Raw genomic sequence first — 20,975 nt, forward strand, 5'->3', positions numbered from 1 at the left:
TCCGAGTGAAACAGCGAATCGAACGAATTTTCCCCGCAGCGCCTTCTACTTCAGCTGCTCGATCAACCGCCCCAACGCAACCCCTCGATGACTAATCTGCTGCTTTTCTTCCACGCTGACTTCCGCCATCGTCCGCTCATATTGCGGCACATAAAATAGCGGATCGTATCCGAAGCCGCCAGCTCCGGCAGTCTCCGAAGTGATCCAACCTTCGACCTCGCCTTCTGATTGAATACTGCTTTCATCAGAAGGATCGTATAAGACCAGGGCACAGACGAACCTTGCGGTGCTCAGTAGCGGCTGCTCCGTATCGTCACCTTGACGAAGACGCATCAGCTCACTCAATAGCTTGGCATTATTCGCGGCATCGTCGCCATGTTCTCCGGCATAACGAGCGGAATAAATACCTGGCGCTCCATCGAGTAGATCAACGCAAAGACCGGAATCGTCAGACAGCACCGGAAGATTCAGAAAATCTCCGATTTGTTTTGCTTTTTTAAACGCATTTTCCGCAAAAGTGTTTCCGTCTTCCACCACTTCCGGTGCTTCTGGATATTCGTGCAAACTGCGAACCTCTTTCCCAAAAGGAGCCAGTGCATGTCGAAATTCGCGAACTTTACCCATATTGCGTGTCGCTACGACGATAATCTGCTTGTTATCCCCGCTCATCCTTTCGATCATGCCAAGCCTCCAATCTCAGGGTTCCCGATTTTTAAAGCTGTTGTGCCAAGCGCTTGCTTTTGCACTTCGATCATCTGACGAACACCGGTTTCACCTAATTCAAGCAACTGATTCAACTCCGCACGACTGAACGGGCGGTCTTCTCCGGTACCTTGCAATTCGACGAACTCGCCCGAACCCGTCATCACGACGTTCATATCGACTTTCGCTGAACTATCTTCTTCGTAACGAAGGTCAAGCAGCGCTTCGTCTCCAACCACCCCTACACTGACCGAAGCCAGAAAATCGGTAATCGGATAACGCTTAAGCTTGCCTTGTTCTTCAAGCTTGTTCACAGCCAGACACATCGCGACAAAAGCTCCAGTGATCGAAGTCGTACGCGTGCCTCCATCGGCTTGAATAACATCACAGTCTACGATCAGTGTACGTTCGCCGAGTGCTTGCAGATCAACTACCGAGCGCAAAGCACGAGCGATCAAACGTTGGATCTCCATCGTACGTCCGCCAAGCTTTCCTTTTGCGGATTCACGGATATTTCGGGTATGTGTAGCGCGAGGCAGCATCGAATATTCAGCTGTCACCCAACCGCGTCCTTGCCCCTTCATAAAAGGAGGTACTTTCTCTTCAATCGTCGCATTACAAATGACTTTCGTATCTCCGACTTGAATGTGTACCGAACCTTCTGCGTATTTGTTCGTGTTAATTTCTAAAGTCACCGGGCGAATTTCATCCGGCTTTCGATCATTCCTGCTCACTTCGTTGTCCTCCCGTATATGCCCAATTTACTACGTTCTTCCCCTCATTTTAGCAAACTCGATCACCAAACGCACGGTGATTCGGAACTTAAGGGGGAATTTGATTCAAAAATGACGAATAGTATTAGAGATTAAGACGTAGAGACTTCTCTTTTTTTAATTCGGAGCGCACTCTACTTCTCAATTACTTTTGATAAAATCCGAGGTGAATATGATGCAAAATCCAGAGCAACCTACGCCAAAAGAAGAAAAAATGGGGATTCCCGAACGCCAAGCTTACTCGCTAAACAGCCGTAAAGTCGCCGAAGCAACCCGAAGTTGGCTTCAGCAACGCGGAGTTCAAATCGAAGAAATTGCTGAACTGGTTCTTTTTTTGCAAAAAAAATATTATCCGGGTCTTACGATGGAAGAATGTATACACAACGTCGAAAAAGTATTAGAAAAGCGTGAAGTTCAAAATGCCGTTCTAACCGGGATTCAACTCGACGTTCTTGCCGAAGAAGGCAAATTGCTATCCCCTCTGCAAGAAATGATCAAAAACGACGAAGGGCTGTACGGCGTCGATGAAATCTTGGCGCTATCGATCGTCAATGTCTATGGCAGTATTGGGCTGACGAACTTCGGCTATGTCGATAAATTGAAACCCGGTGTATTAGAACGGTTGAATGATAAAAACTTGGGACCGGTGCATACCTTCCTTGACGATATTGTCGGTGCGATTGCTTCGGCAGCAAGCAGCCGGATCGCCCACAATAAGCAAAGTGAACGTGAAGTTGAAATTGAACTGCCGAAAGAACCCGGCGACGATTAATCGGCTGCCCGGTTAATAGATCTAGTTTATCGCATCACGATTTCTTTACGTTTGTGCTTCTCGTAAAACGGAATACAATCCGATTCAAAATAAGATTCTAACCCACTCGTGCCGTCGAGCTGTACAAAGTCGACGGGCGGGTTGGGCATATGTATATCAGCAGTCTGATTGACTACCCTCTCGATGACTTGATCCCAACGATGTTCGACCTCAATCGCAATCAAAGTATGTGGTGGATCACCCGTTTCCGGATGATAATAATGAGCTAAATATGCCATTTTGACCTCAGGCAAAGTCTCGAACAAATTCGCCAAAACACTCAGTAGTTCATGAGGAAGCTGTTTCGGTTGTCCCAAAAGAACTTGTGAGTCTGCATGTACGGTGTACGTTTGCGTAGCCTCGAACAAACTCCCATCTAAGATCGATTCAATTTCCGAAGCTGGAAATACTTTAGCAAAAGCAGCACCGGGATTTAACCATACATCCGATCCACGTACAAGATTGAAAAAGTCAATCGATTGAATCGAGATATAATTCATTTCGCGATCAATAAACCGTTGTAACATCGTAAGTGAACTAAATACCGGAATATACGATTTATTTTCGATTTCAAGCGAAAAAAGCTGAAGATTGATCTTAGGATCGTCACTTGAAATCTGACCCTGTCCAGAAGATGAATCTTCAACTCGTAAGGTGTATAATTCTGAGCGGCGAAGCTCTTCGTAAAACTCCTTTCTGCGCGAGGAATCTTCGACTGCGGCTGAAAGTGCTCGCTCTAGTTTATTTTGTAGGTCAAAGCTCATGAAGATCCTCCTTTTTCTTTTTTATTCCAATCTGTCTTATTCCATACCTATACCCATTTCTCATACCTAACGAAAAGGTCAAACCCTCTTTTACCAAGAATTTCTCGTTTTTATGAATAAAAAAGCCGAGCACCCTATTAAATCCTAGGGTGCTCGGCGATTTTTAAATCATTATTCCGTTTTTATGCGGAAGGGTTCAAACAAATTACATCGATTTTGTCAGTGTGATCATCCAGTTGCTGCTGTTCACGCTGAAGTCCCAGCCCAGCAGTCCTGTGATGAAACGAAGCGGCACAACAGTACGGCCATTTTCGTCTGCGAATACAGTAGCGCCTACAGGTTGACGTTTACCGTTGACTTCCATGAAGTCTTTGCCCAACCAGAATTTCAGCGTATCGTTACCCGCCATTACCGTAACTTCGTTTGCTTTTTTGTTCCATTTCACTTGAGCGCCAATTCCTTCACTCAGGAAACGAAGCGGTACATAAGTTGTGTTGTTCCAAACGCGTGGCATTGTATCCATTTTCGTTGTTTTGCCATTCAGCGTCAGGTTCATGCTACCGATCTGCATTTTAACCGTTGTTTTGTTAGGTGCAGGTGTTGGAGTCGGCGTAGGTGTTGGCATTGTTGTTTCTTGGAATTTCGAGTTGAATTGGTCAACGATTGCACCGCTCAGCAGTTTACCTACATCGAACATCAACGCATAGCCTTCACGCTCTGTTTTGTACGAACCTGTGTAGTCTTTTGCTACATATTGATTCAGTACTTGTTGTACTTGGTTTTCGTGTGCAGTCAGACCTTCCAGTGCGCCTGCTTCTGGAATACGGTTTTCAGTTGCTGCACTCAAGAATTTAGCCATTTCTTTTGTGAACATCGTGATTTTTGCTTTAGCTGCTGTGATTTCAGCTTGGTTGCCGCTCTTCACTGCTGCTACGTATTGTGCTTGAACGTTGATGTGATCGGTTGTCCACAGTTTCTCGAACTGGTCTGCACCTGCGTTTCCGTATACGGAAGCGATCGCTGCTTTGAAGTCTTTTGTATTGCCAGCTTCAGCAGCTACCAAAGCGTTGCTGCTTGCTGTCATGCCATCGTATTGCTCTTGCATTTGCAGCGTTGCCAATGCGAAGTGTTCAGCAAACAGGTGGTTCAGTGCCGAACGCAGATCGCCTGCTTTTGTATCTGCTTTTGTATTTTGGAATTTCTCAGGCATTTGCGTCACGATTGCTGTCGAGAGTGCTTTACTGATCGTGAACATTTCGTTCAGACCTGTACGGTAAGCCGTAAATGCACCTGTGTAATCGCCTGCTACATATTTATCGAATGCTTCTTGAACTTGGTCTTCGTGGAGACGAAGTACTTTTTCAGCGGTTGCTTGTGGCAATTTGCCGCCTGTTGCTGTTCCCAAGAAAGCAGAGAATTCTTTAACGAATTTTTCGATGTTGGCTTTTGCGGTTTGAACTCCAGCTGTATCGCCGGCTTTCATTGCTTTTACCAAATCGTCTGTGTATTTGTTGTGTGCACGGAAGATGCGGCCGAATTCAGCAGCGCCGTCTTTACCGTACAGCGATTCGATCGCTGGCAACATGTCTACTGCGTTTTGATCAAGAGCTGCATAAGCGGCTGCCGCGTCTGGCGAACCTTGGTAGGCTTTGATCATTGCATCTACAGCCAGTTGATAGTGCTCGGAGAGAAGGTTGTCCAGTGCAGCTCTCAGTTCAACTGCCGGTGTAGTGATCGAAGCTTTCATTGTTGCCGATTGCGCTGCAGTTGCCGTTACGCTTGTTGCGGATGCTGCATGTGCAGGTGCGGCTCCTGCTACTGTTGGAACAACCAGTGCTAAACCGAGTACCGGAACCATAATCTTTTTGGCATTGAACTTCTTAGAGTCGAGATTTTTCACATTGAACATTTTAAACATCTTAATCCCTCCAGTTGTGTGTGGTTCATAATGGATGTTGCTGTTATTCTGTGGTGTCTGTTGTTCTTGTGTCTCTCGTGTACATTGGGTAAAACGCAGGGTTTGAAAATTTGGATCACATCTTTTTAAATTTTTTTAAAAAAGTTTTTAAAACGATGAATCCGTAACAGAGAGCGTCATACACTTTTATCGCTAAATTAAATTTACCTAAATCTTTTTGAGGTAAATATAGTTGCCGACTCTTTTTATATACACACGGTTCATTAGTCCTAATCAAGTAGAACTACTTATTTTTAAAATTTTTTTGGATGTCTTAGGGTACATGATAGCCTTTACTGTTCACGATTTGTCATAAAAAACCTCCCATTAATAACTCATTTATTCCTCATAATGTAAATATATATATTTTAAAGAAAAAATCAATACTTATCTAACTAAATATCAAAAAAAGCTTTTAAAAACCTAAAGGTCCTTAAAAGCTTCTTGATTTAATCCGTTAAATAGTGAAATATGATCGTTACTCGATCTTCATACGACTTCGCTTTGCCCCGGTCTTCCAGCTCGATCAAATGCGCAATCGTTTCCGATAAAGCGAATCGCAATTGATGGATACCAAGCGAATCGCCGAACAATGAGATACAGATTTCGTATGCGGTTTTGGAACCGTTTTGCAGGAGTTCCGCCATACGTTCTAGCCGCTGCTCATGATGCGCAAGCAATTGCCGGGTTCGCTCGGTAAAGTTCTCGAACGGATCGCGATGACCGGGGAAAGCTTGAGCGACCTTAAGCGCTCCAAGTGTACGTAACCCATCCAGATAAGAAGATAACGGATGAGCTTCGCCTCCAGGGCTATATGAAATATTAGGCGAAATACGCGGCAATACCGCATCTCCGCACAATAAAATTCCGGTCGATTCTTCGTAAAAAGATAAATGCCCTTCTGCATGCCCGCCGGTCTGAATCGGTTGCCACAGACGTCCACCGAAACGAATCGGTAATCCCGGTTCGATCACGGTGACTTCCGGTTGCGGATAGACTTGCGGGATAAAAGAAGCCAAATGCGCGGGAAGTTCTGCCAATCTCGACTCTGCCATCCCATGTTGCCGATATACTTCAATCGAAGCTTCAGCGAATCCGGTATCTGCCGAAGACGATTGAACGCCGCCCCAATTTCTCCAAGCTGCTTCACTTGCTGTTTTGGACATCCAGACTTGAGCTCCGCTACGTTCTTGTAGCCAGCCCGCCAATCCATAATGATCGGGATGATGATGCGTGAGCACGATCGAGGCAATCTCATTCATATCCATGCCCCATTCTTCGAACGCTTTTTCCCAAGTTTCTTCGTTTTCGGATGAACGTGGACCTGGATCGACAATCGTCAGACCCTCTTCGCCGCGCAGCACATAACTGTTCACCCAACGCAGCGGAAACGCCATCTCCATCCGAACACGCGAAAAAGGTTCATACACGGTAATTCTTGATTTGCTCATAACGTTTACGTAACCTTCCTTTCACTCCTGAACGTTTTTATCCATAGCCAGTATCGCGTTCAGCAGATGCAGCTTGCGGATCGGCTTCGTGATGATCGAACGGAAACGGCTTCGCTTTTCATCCTCTACCTTTTCGCCTAGACGCGCAAGCAAAAATACGTTCACGCCTTTGATTTCAGATAACGTGTAGAACTCTTCATCTTCATCAACCGTCTTCAAATCCGCTAGAACCACATCGAATTCACCTTGCCGAGTGCGATGAGTCAAAGCTTCTGTCGCTTCTTCTGCACATTCGACTATTGCACCCCATCCTTCCAGCATACTTGCGATGACGTGCCGGGATAATGGATGTTGTTCCAATAGCAAAAAGCGCATATCGGTCAATACATCGTCTTCGAACGGAATCGAAGGAATATCGGTGTAGCGTTCGAAAGAAAGGTTAATTTCGACAGACGTTCCTTTCCCTTTTTCGCTAAGCACTTCGATCTTGCCATCCAAAAGCTCAATTAGATTTTTGGTGATCGCAAGCCCTAGACCTGTGCCGCCATAATTATGTTCGGAGGCTTCATGCACTTGTGCGTAGACATCGAAAATTTTGGACACTTGGTCTTCCGACATGCCAATGCCTGTATCACGAACCGCAAAACACACATTAATTCGATCATTTTGAAGAGAAGGTACCCTTTTCAATTCAAATACGATTTGTCCGGTATGCGTAAATTTAATCGAATTTTGGATGAGGTTGAGAAAAATTTGACGCAACTTCAATGAATCGCCGACGACAAACAATGGAATTTCAGATTCAATATCGAGGATAATTTCGACTTCTTTTTCAAAGGCTTGCGGCGCAAGCATATAGATCAGATCTTCAATTGTGTTGATCAGGTCAAACGGATTAGTGGTAACCGTCATTTTACCCGCTTCAAGACGGCTAATATCTAAAATCCCGTTAATCAATTCCATTAGCGAATCGTTGCTCGCTTGAATGATTTCCAGATAACTTTGCTGTTCTTCTGTTAATTCAGTCTCGCCCAACAATTGACTCATCGCTACGATACCGTTAGCGGGATTACGAATTTCGTGACTCAAAAACGCAACGAAATTAGACTTGTTTTTCAAATCTTGCTGAGCTTGCTCTTTTTCTTGCGTTTCTTGATCTAAAAGCAACTGTAGACGAGCGTTCTCTGTCATACATTGTTCGTACTCGTTAGTCATAAATGACACCTCTTCGGTCTGTTGAATACAAGCTTATCTGATAGCTCTATATACCCGGTGCTTGCCAGCTCCTAACATAAACGATGTTCATTTGTACGCTGCCTTCGTAATCATATTGCGTTTCGCTGCTCTTTGTCACGTAACGCGGCTCCGCAGAGTTGGAAGCGATTCGGTGCGCCGCTACAGCAAGTGCCGCCGCGTCAAGGAGATCATCTTTTGCCACATGTTTTCTTAAAAAAAGAGTGAATTGCTGCTCCATTTGAGTCTGCGATAAACCGGATGCTTGCAAAATACGCAGACGTTCGCGCTGACCTTCTGCTTCTTTTTTACGATATAAAGGCACTTCTTCTATACCCGTATTCAAATTTAAAAAGACCAATTCAGGGTGCGATTCTTCGATAAATCCAGCGACAGGTAGCTGCCTCTTCAACCGCTGCGCGATAAAATCATCAACTTCCGAAATCTTCGGTAAAATATGAATACTTTGCCGGCTTAATTTGCGACCCGTTACCGAAAAGTTGATCGCAGACGGATCTTCTGCACGCAGCGCTTGGCGAACAGGAACCGGGAAAACGCTCGATTTGCGGCTTTTGGGAAGCAGCTTGCGGCAATCGCGGTCGCACTTCCGATCTTCTACGCTATTCAATTTCCCAGCTATGCCTTCCGGTAGCCCGATCGGAATATCGATCAGAACATGATCATAATCAGGATTTGGATTCAAATCTGCCCATAAATCCGTGATCGTCGGGTAGACAGCGCTGCGGATTCGTTGAAATTCAGTTGCTTCTGCCGAAGCTTCGATCAGGGCAGCAATCCAACCGGCTGGGCAGCCGTCAATCCCGATTCCACGGTACAGCGGAGACGGGTGAGCTTCTTTTTCTTTTGACATTCGGGTTCTTCGCCTTCCTTCCGCTCGATTCATCTGCTTCTATTATAAAGCAGATCCAAGATCGCGAAGCTTTGGCGAATAAGAAATAGCATCTTCGAAAAGAATCGAAGATGCTTAGAGAGGCGTTTTTATAAAAGTTAAAAATAATTATGAGGTCGTCTGCGAAGCCGCAATCGGAATCTGCACGCGGTATTCCGCATCCGGTATCCAGCAGCGACGTACAAAATCCCGACCCCGAACGACCACTTGATCGGCATACACTTCCACATGCAGCCCTTGGCTTCCGATGAGATGTTGATCTTGATCCGTCCAGAGATACGCTACGGATGCAGCGTTGAACATCGAAGGTTCGGTTCCATGCCCATCCGAAAATGTACGCTTCGCTTCCAATTGCCAATGGGTATGCCCCGAGAACAAGATAACTTGCGGATATTCCGCCAACGCTTGTTGTAGCGCCGCATTCTGGTTTACGCCGTACCAACCTTGATGACTCATCGAACCTGCTACCGTATCGCGCAGCGGTTGATGCAAGAATACAAAGATTGGACGCTCGGGCGATGCTTCTTCAGATAATCGATCACGTAGCCAATCCAGTTGCATATTTGATAGATCGCAATCTTTCGGATGCGGGCTTTCACTGCCGAGAAAAATAAAATGATAACCGGCTAGCCAATGATCGTGATAAGGAGCCGCTTCTCCTGTTCCTTCGGCAAAACGGCGCATCCGCGTTGTCCATAGTTCACGCGCTTGTTGCGAAATCGTCTGAGGTTCAGAAGAACCCAGACGTTCCGCCATTCCGGCAAAGTCCAGCCCCTCTGTCGCTGCGACAAGCTCAGTGACCGGGGACAACCTTCCGTCCAGTGCATCTTCGACTTCGTATTCCGGCAATAGGCTCAGATCGATCGGCGTGCCGCCTTCGTCCCAGAGCACGGCTCCGATATCATGGTTCCCGAGTGTGAGATAAAGCTCCGGCAAAGGTCTTGGGCGACTATTCCAAATCCGTCGAAACTCCGCATATTCCGTAGCTAGCCCGCGATCGGTTACATCGCCGACGTGCATAATACCCAGACTTTTCTGACCGAACGAAGATATATCGATCAGCGCTTCTTCAAAATGCCGGTTATGAATATGGCTGGCATCTTCCCGGACATGCGTATCCGTGATGACTTGGAATACAGCAAGCGGTTGCTGTTGAACCGATGGTGCAGACGTCGCGTCGATCTTAAGAAGTTCGGTGAACGAAGAGATCGTGAAATCCGCAAGTTGGAATACATCAGGCTCGCCGATTCCAACTTTGAGCGCGGCTCCTGCGGCTCTCGCCATCTCCATATCCCCATCGGTATCGCCAATGACCACGACGCGCTGAGGTGCTACGCCGAGCTGCTGGCAAGCAAGAAGACACAAATCGGGATACGGCTTGCCTCGCTCCGCCAGATCATTGCCAATGATTGCGCCAAAATAATGGTCGACGCCAAGCCAACGTAAATGCTGCAAAGCGCTATACGTATCGTCTGCGGTGACGACTGCCATCGGAATTTGCTCCGAGCGGCAACGATCCAGAAACTTTTGTACGCCGGGAAGCAGACGCGCAGGACGCACGATCTCCATTTGAGCATCGGCATATTCCATACAATCTTGTACGATCATTTTGGATTCTGCCCATGATAAGCCGGCGCGGTATCCTTGCCAGATCAGCACCGCATTCATTTCTTCCATCGTGCCCATTGCGAGCGGTCCGCGCCGATCATAATCGGACATCGAACCGGAAGCTTCATGCCGGGTTCCCCAAATTTCCGGAATCTGCTCATCCGTTAAAATAAGCTTCTGTTCAGCCAAACACTCGCGGAACCGATCAAGCACCGTATCTGCCCAAAATCCCCATAAAACGGTGAAATCGAGCAACGTTCCGTCTTTGTCGAACAAAATCGCGTCGGCTTGCCAAATCTCATGCTTCTGCTTTGAGGTTTCCTTCTCCATGTTGTCGACCTCCTATCGCTTTTGCTAAGCTGCTTCGATCCCGAGCAACTCTTATTTAGTCACGCGATCCAGTTCGCTTTGTGCTTTGGCTTGCGCTTCTTTCAAAGCTTGCTCGGCAGGTACGTTGTTGATCTGTACTTGATCGGCAGCCAATTTCAGCGCATCGGTAATTTTTCCGCCTGTCGGATCTTGATACGGAACCGATGCGTGCGAAGCTTGCTGAAGCGGAACGCTGATTTGCGGGTTCTTTTCGCTGAACGCTTTGAAAGCCGGATCTTCGAGCGAAGATTGACGAACCGCGATATAGCCGGTATTCATCGACCAATCCGCTGTATTTTCAGGCTGCATGAAATAGGTGAACCATTTGAACGCGGCTTGCTGTTGCTCAGGAGTTGCTTTCGCTACGATGCCCGCTTGAATCGCATTCGCTACCGGCTTTCCTTCGCCTACGCCTTCCCAGCCCGGTTGTTCCATCGCCGCTACGATATTGAAGTCCAGATCGCCTTGGTCGCCGCTGGAACCTGTATAACCCGCCGCTTTGTTTTTCATGACGTCGTCAATCGTTTTGTACCAATATTCCCAGCCTTGTCCGCCGGAATGGATACGCATGATCTGATCTTCGTGAATCCATTTGCGGAAATGTTCCCAAGTCTCAATCCATTCCGGGGAGTCGATCATGACCGTTTTGCCGTCTTCGCTCAGCACTTGCCCGCCGCGGCTAAGCGCCGCATCGATCATATTACCTTCGCCCCACATCGGTTCCCAACCGTAGAAAGTCGTTTTGTCGCCTTCTTTTTTGGTCATTTTAGCCGCTGCATCGGCAAGAGCTTCCCATGTTTTCAGGCTTGCCGGGTCGATACCCGCTGCTTCCAGCGTATCTTTGCGGTAGTACATGACTTGCGTCGTCCCGTACATTGGCAAGAAGTATTGTTTTCCGTCAACTTTACCTTGATTCAGAAAAGTCTGAACGAAGTCTTCGGACTTGAATTCGGGATCAGCCGCAATCATTTCGTCTAACGAAGCGTAATAACCTTTGCGTGCCCAGTCGACGTTAGAACTCAGTACAGCTGCCGGTACATTGTTCGATGCGATCGCCGCTTGCAGCTTTTGCTCGGTTTCGGTGTAGTCGGCTTGCGCGATTCCTTTTACGACCACTTCGTCTTGCGACTTATTAAACGCTTCGATCTTTGCTTTCATGTTGTCGCCGAGATTGCCGCCTAGACCGTACCAAAACTCGATTTCAACCGGCTTACCGGATTCGGTAGCTGCGCTAGCCGTGCCTGCCGAAGCTGCCGCGGTGTCGCCGCCTGTTTGCGAACCGCAAGCTGCGAGTAACGTAAAGCTCGCCGCGAGCAGCATCGACATTCCGCTTTTCCAACTCCATTTTTGACCCCATGATTTTTTCACCGAAAAACGCGCTTGATTCGAACTTGTTTTCATTCTTGATTCGCCTCCGATAGATAGGTTGATTGAAATCCGATTAGTTTTTGTTCACGCCAGCCGACATGTTGACACTTTGCATAATCGTTTTTTGCGCAAATACGAACAAGATCAGTAAAGGGGCAATCGTGAACGCGCTCGCTGCCATAATTTGCGGCCAGGCTAGCCCGTAAGCTCCGCCTTCGACGAAAAATCCGCGCAGCCCCGCCGACACTAGCCTTAGATCGGGGTCTTTAGTAATCAACATCGGCCAGAAGTAGTTGTTGTACTGGTCGATAAAGGTAATCAAGATCATCACGGCAAAAGACGAGCGAATCAGCGGCGACATAATCGTCCACAAAATGCGGAAGTGCGAAGCACCGTCCAATTGCCCTGCCTCTACCAGCTCATGCGACACTTGCATAAAAGCTTGACGCAATAAGAAGATCGAGAATACGCTGACACAGTTCGAGATAATCAAGCCCGCATAGGAGTCAAGTAAATGTAGATTGTTCAAAATCATATAACTCGGTAAATAAACCGCCGTGCTCGGAATCATATAGCCGATCAGCACCATCGCGGTAAACGGATTTTTGAGACGGAATTTCATATGCGTCAAAGCGTAAGCCATCATGCTTCCGTTAATGACTTGAATGACGCAAATGCTGACCGCTACAAAAATACTATTGAACATATATCTGGCAAAAGGAGCCGCGTTCCAAGCATCTGCATAGTTGTTCCAATGAATATTTTCCGGGAAAAAGGTCGGCGGGAACTGCCAAATCTCGTCGTTTGTTTTTAGCCCGCTCGTGACCATCCAGTAAAAAGGAAACGCCATCGCCAAGCTAATCAGAACCAAGACCGTATAGCGCACCGCGACTCCGATCTTTTCACTCATTGATAGCATTGAACGGCTACGATCACCCTTGCGTCCTCGGCTTAGTTCGCTTCGCGACTTCATTTTTTTGGCTTCGGTTAGATTCATGAGTAATGTACCAAGCGTCGACTGAGCAGGAACGATACCCCTGACAACAGCACGCAGATCAGAATGATAATCACGGCAATCGCAGAAGCTTCGCCAACGTTAAACGACTCGAATGCCGATTGGTAATACATGTACAGAAGCGTGCGTGTCGATCCGGCTGGGCCGCCTTGCGTCATGACGTTGATTTGGTCGTACGCTTGCAGCGACTGAATCGTCAGAATGATCGAAAGGAACAATGTCGTAGGCGAGATCAGCGGTAGCGTAATCCCTCGGAATTTGTCCCATGCCCCTGCTCCGTCAATCGAAGCGGCTTCCATTAGGTCTTGCGGCAGATTGCGCAGAGCGACCAGATAGAACACCATCGACCAACCGATCGATTTCCAGACGGTCACGATCATGACGGCTACAAGCGCCCATGTCGAATCTTGCAGCCAGCCGACAGGCGAAATGCCGACCCATCCCAATACAAGATTGGCAAGCCCGACATCCGGTTCGAAAATCCACGACCAAACAATCGATACGGCAACGGTAGGCGTGACCCATGGCGAGAACATCATGGCGCGAAAGAGTCCGGTCGAACGCAGCTTGCTGTTCATTAACAGCGCGAGCGCCAATCCTCCGACGATAATCGGAACCACGGTGCCGAATCCGAACAACAGGGTAACTTTCAGCGCTTGGTAAAAGTCGGCGTGCGTCAGTAGATATGTATAGTTTTCCAGACCGACAAACAACTTTTCCGGGCTCATGAAATCCCACTCGGTAAAGCTCAAATACACGATATAGCCGAGCGGTCCGAACCAGAACAACATAAGCGGTACAAGAGCCGGCAAGGTGAACAACACCGCTTCGCCTTCTCGCAAAGCTTTCAGACGCAAAACGTCAACTCCTCTAATTTTTATTTTTTGACGATAGCTTCATTCCGGTGTACAACTAAGGTAACTGGTGATCCGTACAAACATGATTGTACAGAGCAATTGAAAAACGCAGATTATCGTAGTGTTAAATGTTCCGGCTGTTATGTAAAAGTTATAGGTATAAAATTGGAGCCAATTTCGGTTCGATTATGGATGTAGAGGTGACTTTATGGAAAAAGAAATGATCAGCGGATTTGCGGATTCTTCGGCTGTGGGACGAAGCGAATTACGCCAAAAAGTGATCGAGTCGATCGCTTCAACCATGGATTTGTACGGGGTGAACCATTCATTCGGTCAACTGTACGGCATTATGTATTTCGAAGACCGTCCGATGACGCTCGAAGAAATGAAGATCGAGATGAATATGAGCAAAAGCAATATGAGCTATGCGGTACGTTCATTGACCGAGTCGCAGATGATTTACAAACTTGACGAAAAGCGCGACCGGAAAGATCAGTACCAAGCGGAGACCAACTTTTTCCGCACGTTCCGTAATTTCTTCGGTGCGAAGCTGCAACGCGAAGTTAATGTGATGTTGACGAGTATCCGCGAAGTTACGCCGGATTTATCGGAGATCGCGGTATCGCCGGATACTTCTGAGACGGAAAAGGAAGAAGCGCTGCGCGATCTGCATAAGCTGCAACATGCGGAGCAGTATTATGTATGGTTGCAAGGGTTTGTGGATCGGATGCAGAGTGAGGACGGGTTTTTTGAGGGGTGATTGAGGAGGGGAAGCGAGAAGACTGCGAGGGAAATTCGTTAGCGTATGCTTACGATGTGTCTTTCTTCGAAAGCCTTTAGCTCGCTTGTTGAACTCGGGAAAATTGGATTGGAATTTTGATTTGGATTTTCCCGAGTTCAAAGGCGAACATTTCATTCCTCCACTGACTTTCCCTCTCCGTCTTCTCGCTTCCCAGTTAGGTTTGAGGGATTAGGTACATAAGGAAAAGAGGAATCTTCGCGATTCCTCTTTTTTTAACGATATTGTCTTGGGTCATGGGGTTTAGGGATGGGGTCAGGATGGGCTTCGCACCATTTGACGGCAAAGCGTTCCAGTTCATCGAATAGATTATAGTTCATGTACGCGATATACGGTTGGCGCATCCGGTTGATGATCGTTTCGATTCGGTCTCGGTCGTAATCGGGCAGGTTGGTCGGGTCGAATGTAATTTCGATAAAATCACAGAATAATTCGTAGCCTTCGTCCCAATTGGCGTTGCCGTTACGTTCCGCTTCATCACGCAGTCTACCGACGGAACGGATCAATTCGCCTTGTACGGTATCCGCTTGTCCGCCGTCCGGTACAAGAGTTTTCCACAATTCTTGGAACTTGGGTGAGCTTGTCATGGTTGAAAGTCTCCTTTGATGTAGAAAAATGATCATTCATTTGGCTTGATGTAGTCGGCTTCTCAGTTCACGTTCAAGCTCTGAATCTTGTTCCACTCGTCGATACGACAGCGGAGGTCGAAATCCGTATTGATCTCGAAGCACCGTCAACGGCATCGGCTTGATGGGCTGAAGTTCCAGTAGTGGCAAAGCATAACCTTTTGTGGCGCCTTTAAAATACTCTAAGGTTCCGGCATAAGTACCCGCTTCGTCGTTTTCCGCAAGTTCCGCTAATTGCTCCGGCGTTGCGATGATCGGTTTGCCGAACTTGGCATAAGCCACAACCGAAGACACAGGCGCGGATAGATACAAAAAAGCTTCGGTTGGCGCATCTGGGAACCGGCGGCGAAACTCGTGCTTTTTGCTCCCTTCACTTAGAGCTTGGTAAGGAGCTGGACGCAAACTCAGAATGATCGGCGGCTCACCGGTAACCATCGTAATCGATGTGCCAACTTCTCCGACTTTTTGGAATCCAAAACGTTGATACAATCGCATAGCCGGTTCATTATCGGGATCGACACTTAGCGATACACGCTTTACGCCTTGCGACTTTAAAAGATCGAGCAGATATTCAAGCAAAGCCGCTCCGATTCCTCGACCTCGACTTTCTGCGGTTAGCGCCATACCAAGTTCCGGTACATCCGGCGCTACAGATCCATACCCTTGATCGTGTTCGGGAAACAATCGGACGTAAGCCGATCCCAAAGCTTTGCCTTCGTGATCCTCCGCAATAACGCCGACATCGCCTTTACGCCCCCAATGATCGATATATTTACGCATCGAAGGCTCGTCCAAAATGCTGCGTTCGAATGGCGGGTCTCCTTTTCTCACATACAACGATTGAAACAACATCTCCCGCAAAAAAGGAATATCTTTCGGTTCGGCAATGCGGATTCGAAAATTCAATGTAGACTTCTCCATGCTCGTCCCTCCCTTATTGGCTCCGTTTGCGAAGCAGCATCCATCCTCCAGCCGCAATCACCAGTAAAGCGCTCACTCCCAAGGTTACAGGTAAGATCCAGCGATTTCTAGAACTTTCGGCTGAGGGTATCTCTTGCGCTGATTGCTCGAATACCGTTCCCGCTCCAAGCTGCTGTAAATCGTCCATGACTCTTGCATTGGTTTCGATCACTTCGCCTGAACGTCCGCAATTCGTCACTTCGTATCGTCCATCATGCTCATACGGATAGAGAAGATAGGTTTTACCTTTTTCAAAATCGAACTGGCAGCTACTCCAACTGGTGTAGACTTCGACTTCCGGCTCACTAACTCCACTCCAGCTTTGCTTCACAGACAATGTAGCGACATCGTAATTTTCATATTGTTTGGGTGAATCTTCTCCGATCTGGGTTACGGTTCCTGTGAAAGTCGCCGCCGCTTCATTTTTCGCTTCTTGCGCTGTTTCTGGAAACATACAGCTACATGCTACCGCTTGCTGAGTTGGCAAAATAAAGGGCATCGATACCAGCAGCAAAACAACAATCATCCATACTTTCCCGAATTTCAGCATCCTTTTTCCCCCTCTATGTCTTATGCAAAATCGATACAATGTCATAGACGCAAAAAAGAAGAAAAAGGTTTTACACGGTGGTTTTAACAATTTGTTCCTGCAAGTCATTGAGTCTGCTAAGGTGCTTTCGGGTAATGAATGAAGAATTGTTGAAAACCGCTTATTATTTTCACTTACTTTCAACACATGAGATTTTAAACTACGATCCAAGAAGGAGAGCTGGTCCATCCTATGAGTAAAACGATTTTCGTATCCAACCGTCTTCCCGTCACCGTTTCCAAAAACGAATCCGGCCTGGACTACAAAGAAAGCATAGGCGGTCTGGCTACCGGGTTAAAAAATTACCATGAACAAGGCGATACGATCTGGGCAGGTTGGCCCGGCGTCGCGCAAGACGATCTGAGTGAAGAAGAAACCACTTCTATTGCGACCACACTGAAAAACAAATACAAATGCTTGTCCGTTCCTCTCACTTCTGCTGATGTGGAGCAATATTATCATGGATTTTGTAACGAAACGATCTGGCCTTTATTCCATTATTTCACAAGTGCGGTCGAGTACAATACGGACACTTGGGAAGCTTATAAGCGCGTCAACCGTACGTTTTTTGAATCGGTCGATCCGCTGATCGAAGAAGGCGATACGATCTGGATTCACGATTACCAATTGATGCTGCTGCCGCAAATGATTCGGGAAAAACACCCGGACGTCAAAATCGGCTTTTTCCTGCATATTCCGTTCCCATCGTTCGAAATTTATCGTCAAATGATCTGGCGTAACGAAATTTTACAAGGTCTGATGGGTGCGAATCTGATCGGCTTCCATACTTACGATTACGTGCGTCACTTCCTGAGCAGCGTGCGTCGTCTACTGGGTCATGAACATAGCTTATACAAAATGCAATTGGAGTCGCATATCGTACAAGTGGACGCGTTCCCAATGGGGATCGACTACGATTACTTTGCCAAAACACCGACTCGCGAAAATGCTTCGCCGGAAACGATGGAGTTTGTGAAAAGCACGCAAGACGTACGCAATATCGTTTCGGTTGACCGACTGGATTACACCAAAGGCATCCCGGACCGAATCAAAGCATTCAAAACGTTCCTCGCGAACTACCCGGAATATCGGGAAAAAGTGCGCTTGAACCTGATTATCGCACCTTCGCGTGTCGGTATTGAAAAATACGATAATTTGAAAAAAGAAATCGAAGAACTCGTCAGCGAAGTGAACGGCGAATTCGGTACGTTCAGCTGGATGCCGGTCTGGTTCTTCTTCCGTACCGTGTCGCAAGACGACCTGATCGCGTTCTACCGCCATAGCGATGTCCTATTGGTAACTCCGCTTCGCGACGGTATGAACCTGGTAGCAAAAGAATATATCGCTTCGCGCACCGACTACAAAGGGATGCTGGTCATGAGCGAAACAGCCGGCGCGGCAAGCGAACTTGGCGAAGCGGTTATCGTCAATACGAATGACCATGCAGCGATCGCAGCCGGAATCAAAACCGCGCTTGAAATGCCGGAAGAAGAAAAAATGGATCGCAACAAAAATATGCACCGCCGTCTGTCCCGGTATAACGTGAAGTTCTGGGCAGAAGAATTCCTCAGCACCTTGCACGGATCGCCGGAAGAAAAAATCCATACCGAACCACTGGATCGATTGACTTCCGGTTCGTCGGAACTGGATCTTGCGTATCGCACCGCCAAAAAACGCGTCTTGTTCCTCGATTACGACGGGACTTTGGTCGGCTTCAAGCCAACGCCGGATCAAGCCCGTCCAGACCGTGAGCTCAAGCAGCTGCTGACGAAGCTGACGGAAGATCCGAAAAACACGGTCGTTATTATTACCGGACGCGATAAAGTAACGGCGCAAAAATGGCTTGGCGATCTGAATCTCAGTATCGTTGCCGCACATGGTCTATGGTTCCGCCCTGCCGGCGGCGAATGGACCATGACACTCAATATCGACAACGAGTGGAAAGAAGCGATCCGTCCGATTCTCGAAACGTACACCGACCGTACGCCAGGTTCGTTGATCGAGGAAAAAGATTATTCGATCGCTTGGCATTACCGCCAATCCGAACCGGATATCGCAGCAGTGAAACGCAACGAATTAAAAGAAGCGCTCATGTCGATCACGCAATCGATGACGGTCGGCGTACTGGATGGCAATAAAGTCATCGAAGTAAAAGACGCTCGCGTCAACAAAGGTCACGGTGCGCATGTCGTCTTGAGCCAAGGCGAATACGACTTCGTATTCGGAGCCGGCGACGACCGTACCGACGAAGATATGTTTGCGGCTTTGCCGGAAAACGCGTATTCGATCAAAATCGGCAAAGAAGTAACAGCGGCTAGATACCGCCTGAAGTCTTCGCAAGATATTCGATCTTTGTTAGGGCGGTTTAACGAAGTGTCGAATGAAGTAGCGCAAGAAAATACGAATCGCTAAACTTCGGGTTTGCGATATGGCAAAAAGGGAGTCTCGTCTGCAATTGCGGCGAACTCCCTTTTTTAATTGGCGCAAGTGTCATCGGATCAGCTTTACCTTGCCGAGACTCCATACGCCTTTTATAATGAGTGTACTTATCTTATGTAAAGCGGCAAAGGAGTACGGTAATGAATATACACAATACGAACATTCCGCTCAATCCAAAAAATATCATTTTGATAGGATTTATGGGCGCTGGCAAAACAACGATCGGCAAGCTGCTCGCCCAAAAGCTAGAACGCGATTTTCTCGATGTCGATCACGAAATCGAACGTCAGCACGGCATGCCCGTGACGGAAATTTTCAAAACGATGGGCGAACCGGCTTTTCGAAAATTGGAAAAAGAGTACGTCGTACAGTTATGCCAACATTCAAACGGAAAAGTCGTCTCGTTAGGCGGAGGTTCATTCATGCAAGACGAAATTCGCGAGGCGTGCTTAAATAGCGGCATCGTCTATCATTTGGATTTAACTTGGGAATCGTGGGAAAAACGCTGTGCGTCGCTGGTCGATACACGCCCGATTCTGCAAAGTCGTTCGATGGAAGAGATCGAAGAATTGTTTTATACCCGCCGAAAAATCTATGCGGACAACCATCATCAGATTAACGTCGATACGCTTACGCCTGAGCAGATCGTAGAGGTAATGATTCAGCAGATTCAAGCTAACTAATGGGTAAAAAGAAAAGACGGAGCCACGTTGTAAAATGCGCAGCTTCGTCTTTGTTATGCTTCAAATTAGCCCAACTGCGTATACACTTTGTTCGTTAATTGCTCTAACCCTTGCTTTCCCGCTTCGTTACAAAAAATGATGATAACCGACTGATCTTCAACACGATACATAAACCTCCGATCGCTTCTTTGGACAATTGTAGCCACCCGCTCGAACGCATAAATGTCCAACCAATCCCCGGTATTCATCACCGAAATTTCATGCTGCTTTCCTTCATATACAAAAGAAATATCGGTTGCATCTTGTTTCGGATCAAATGTACCGTGTAGGTCTGAAATTTGGATCTGACCTTGCGATAAACCGATCATTTCGGTAATCAAATATTCATACACATCCGAAGATTCTGCGCTTTCAAGATCAAACGTTAAAAGTTGACCCGAAAAGCCAAACATCGCGATTTCATTCAACAGAAGCATGTATGGCTCTTTCTCGTAATAGTCCTCGCCTACGTACTCGGTCAACTTTTGCAACAACTCTTCTTTTGGAAATTTGAATGTAATGCCTAGAGCAAGTAGTTTGTCGATTTGTTCGTTAAGGGTTGGCATACGTTCACTCCTTCATCCGACGCATGATCGGGTGATCTTCGTTTAATTGCAGCAGATCCCATAGATTCCCGTATAAATCTTTGAAAACAGCGACGGTTCCGTAACTATCTTCTTTCGGTTCGCGTACAAACTCGATTCCGCGCTCTACCATCTCCCGATAATCTCGCCAGAAGTCGTCGGTATTCAAAAACAAAAATACGCGTCCGCCCGCTTGATTTCCGACAAACGGCTCTTGTTCGGGTTTCGAAGCGCGAGCCAGTAGAATCGTCGTACCCGATGATCCCGGAGGCGCAACCACGACCCAACGTTTATTTTGCTCAGGCTGGTCAATATCTTCGACCAAGGTAAAATGTAGCTTTTTCGTATAAAACTCGATGGCTTCGTCGTAATCATTCACAACGAGCGCGATATGGACGATCGATTGGATCATGTTCGGTTTCCTCCTGAAATCGCTGA

At 47.2% G+C, this 20,975-nt stretch carries 20 protein-coding genes; 4 read left to right on the forward strand and 16 right to left on the reverse strand.

Annotation, left to right across the window (positions count from 1 at the left end; genetic code table 11):
• Positions 1-45: 45 nt before the first annotated feature.
• Both NOM90_RS15955 and rph read right to left on the reverse strand, forming a co-directional pair.
• Complete coding sequence (locus NOM90_RS15955) at positions 46-681, reverse strand: XTP/dITP diphosphatase (RefSeq protein WP_255943350.1); 636 nt, start codon at positions 679-681, stop codon at positions 46-48.
• Positions 678-1,436 carry a ribonuclease PH gene (gene rph / locus NOM90_RS15960; protein ID WP_255943351.1) on the reverse strand — a complete coding sequence of 253 codons (759 nt, stop codon included), beginning with the start codon at positions 1,434-1,436 and terminating at the stop codon, positions 678-680. Before rph ends, NOM90_RS15955 begins: the two co-directional genes overlap by 4 nt.
• A 253-nt stretch (positions 1,437-1,689) precedes the next feature.
• Here rph and NOM90_RS15965 point away from each other — a divergent pair, with 253 nt between their 5' ends.
• Entirely contained in the window at positions 1,690-2,247 is a 558-nt protein-coding gene (locus NOM90_RS15965) for a phosphatidylglycerophosphatase A family protein (protein ID WP_255943583.1), read from the forward strand.
• A 26-nt stretch (positions 2,248-2,273) separates the two neighbouring features.
• Here NOM90_RS15965 and NOM90_RS15970 read toward each other — a convergent pair whose 3' ends face one another.
• The 9 genes from NOM90_RS15970 to NOM90_RS16010 all read right to left on the reverse strand — a co-directional run bounded on the left by NOM90_RS15970 (position 2,274) and on the right by NOM90_RS16010 (position 13,752).
• Complete coding sequence (locus tag NOM90_RS15970; RefSeq protein WP_255943352.1) at positions 2,274-3,050, reverse strand: enhanced serine sensitivity protein SseB C-terminal domain-containing protein; 777 nt, start codon at positions 3,048-3,050, stop codon at positions 2,274-2,276.
• A 205-nt stretch (positions 3,051-3,255) separates the two neighbouring features.
• Positions 3,256-4,968, reverse strand: a complete 1,713-nt coding sequence (locus NOM90_RS15975; protein WP_255943353.1) for a copper amine oxidase N-terminal domain-containing protein — start codon at positions 4,966-4,968, stop codon at positions 3,256-3,258.
• A gap of 488 nt (positions 4,969-5,456) precedes the next feature.
• Positions 5,457-6,458, reverse strand: coding sequence for an MBL fold metallo-hydrolase (locus NOM90_RS15980; protein ID WP_255943354.1), 1,002 nt, complete (start codon positions 6,456-6,458; stop codon positions 5,457-5,459).
• 21 nt (positions 6,459-6,479) lie between these two features.
• Positions 6,480-7,673 carry an ATP-binding response regulator gene (locus NOM90_RS15985; RefSeq protein WP_255943355.1) on the reverse strand — a complete coding sequence of 398 codons (1,194 nt, stop codon included), beginning with the start codon at positions 7,671-7,673 and terminating at the stop codon, positions 6,480-6,482.
• A 46-nt stretch (positions 7,674-7,719) separates the two neighbouring features.
• On the reverse strand, positions 7,720-8,562 hold the full coding sequence (locus NOM90_RS15990; RefSeq protein WP_255943356.1) for a DUF429 domain-containing protein: 843 nt from the start codon (positions 8,560-8,562) through the stop codon (positions 7,720-7,722).
• Between the two features lie 147 nt (positions 8,563-8,709).
• Positions 8,710-10,539 carry an HAD-IA family hydrolase gene (locus tag NOM90_RS15995; protein WP_255943357.1) on the reverse strand — a complete coding sequence of 610 codons (1,830 nt, stop codon included), beginning with the start codon at positions 10,537-10,539 and terminating at the stop codon, positions 8,710-8,712.
• Between the two features lie 51 nt (positions 10,540-10,590).
• A complete protein-coding gene (locus tag NOM90_RS16000) occupies positions 10,591-11,904 on the reverse strand; it encodes an ABC transporter substrate-binding protein (RefSeq protein ID WP_255943584.1) in 1,314 nt (437 codons plus the stop codon).
• Positions 11,905-12,019: 115 nt separating this feature from the next.
• Complete coding sequence (locus NOM90_RS16005; protein ID WP_370866636.1) at positions 12,020-12,856, reverse strand: carbohydrate ABC transporter permease; 837 nt, start codon at positions 12,854-12,856, stop codon at positions 12,020-12,022.
• Between the two features lie 83 nt (positions 12,857-12,939).
• A complete protein-coding gene (locus tag NOM90_RS16010; protein ID WP_370866637.1) occupies positions 12,940-13,752 on the reverse strand; it encodes a carbohydrate ABC transporter permease in 813 nt (270 codons plus the stop codon).
• A gap of 274 nt (positions 13,753-14,026) precedes the next feature.
• Between NOM90_RS16010 and NOM90_RS16015 the strand changes: the two genes are divergently transcribed.
• A complete protein-coding gene (locus tag NOM90_RS16015) occupies positions 14,027-14,578 on the forward strand; it encodes a GbsR/MarR family transcriptional regulator (protein ID WP_255943359.1) in 552 nt (183 codons plus the stop codon).
• A 254-nt stretch (positions 14,579-14,832) separates the two neighbouring features.
• Here the strand turns inward: NOM90_RS16015 and NOM90_RS16020 are convergent, their stop codons facing one another.
• Genes NOM90_RS16020 through NOM90_RS16030 form a run of 3 tightly spaced genes read right to left on the reverse strand, consistent with a single transcriptional unit; the run spans position 14,833 to position 16,753 of the window.
• On the reverse strand, positions 14,833-15,204 hold the full coding sequence (locus tag NOM90_RS16020; RefSeq protein WP_255943360.1) for a hypothetical protein: 372 nt from the start codon (positions 15,202-15,204) through the stop codon (positions 14,833-14,835).
• A 36-nt stretch (positions 15,205-15,240) separates the two neighbouring features.
• Positions 15,241-16,164, reverse strand: coding sequence for a GNAT family N-acetyltransferase (locus tag NOM90_RS16025; RefSeq protein WP_255943361.1), 924 nt, complete (start codon positions 16,162-16,164; stop codon positions 15,241-15,243).
• A 13-nt stretch (positions 16,165-16,177) separates the two neighbouring features.
• A complete protein-coding gene (locus NOM90_RS16030; RefSeq protein WP_255943362.1) occupies positions 16,178-16,753 on the reverse strand; it encodes a hypothetical protein in 576 nt (191 codons plus the stop codon).
• Between the two features lie 231 nt (positions 16,754-16,984).
• Between NOM90_RS16030 and NOM90_RS16035 the strand changes: the two genes are divergently transcribed.
• Together NOM90_RS16035 and NOM90_RS16040 are read left to right on the forward strand one after the other, a co-directional pair.
• A complete protein-coding gene (locus NOM90_RS16035) occupies positions 16,985-19,204 on the forward strand; it encodes a bifunctional alpha,alpha-trehalose-phosphate synthase (UDP-forming)/trehalose-phosphatase (RefSeq protein ID WP_255943363.1) in 2,220 nt (739 codons plus the stop codon).
• 167 nt (positions 19,205-19,371) lie between these two features.
• Complete coding sequence (locus NOM90_RS16040; RefSeq protein ID WP_255943364.1) at positions 19,372-19,914, forward strand: shikimate kinase; 543 nt, start codon at positions 19,372-19,374, stop codon at positions 19,912-19,914.
• Positions 19,915-19,979: 65 nt separating this feature from the next.
• Here NOM90_RS16040 and NOM90_RS16045 read toward each other — a convergent pair whose 3' ends face one another.
• Positions 19,980-20,519, reverse strand: coding sequence for a hypothetical protein (locus NOM90_RS16045; RefSeq protein WP_255943365.1), 540 nt, complete (start codon positions 20,517-20,519; stop codon positions 19,980-19,982).
• Between the two features lie 4 nt (positions 20,520-20,523).
• Positions 20,524-20,949, reverse strand: coding sequence for a VOC family protein (locus tag NOM90_RS16050; protein WP_255943366.1), 426 nt, complete (start codon positions 20,947-20,949; stop codon positions 20,524-20,526).
• Between the last annotated feature and the right edge of the window lie 26 nt (positions 20,950-20,975).

The sequence above is a fragment of the Saccharibacillus sp. JS10 genome (assembly GCF_024436065.1).
In the GTDB taxonomy this organism is placed as follows: Bacteria; Bacillota; Bacilli; order Paenibacillales; family Paenibacillaceae; genus Saccharibacillus.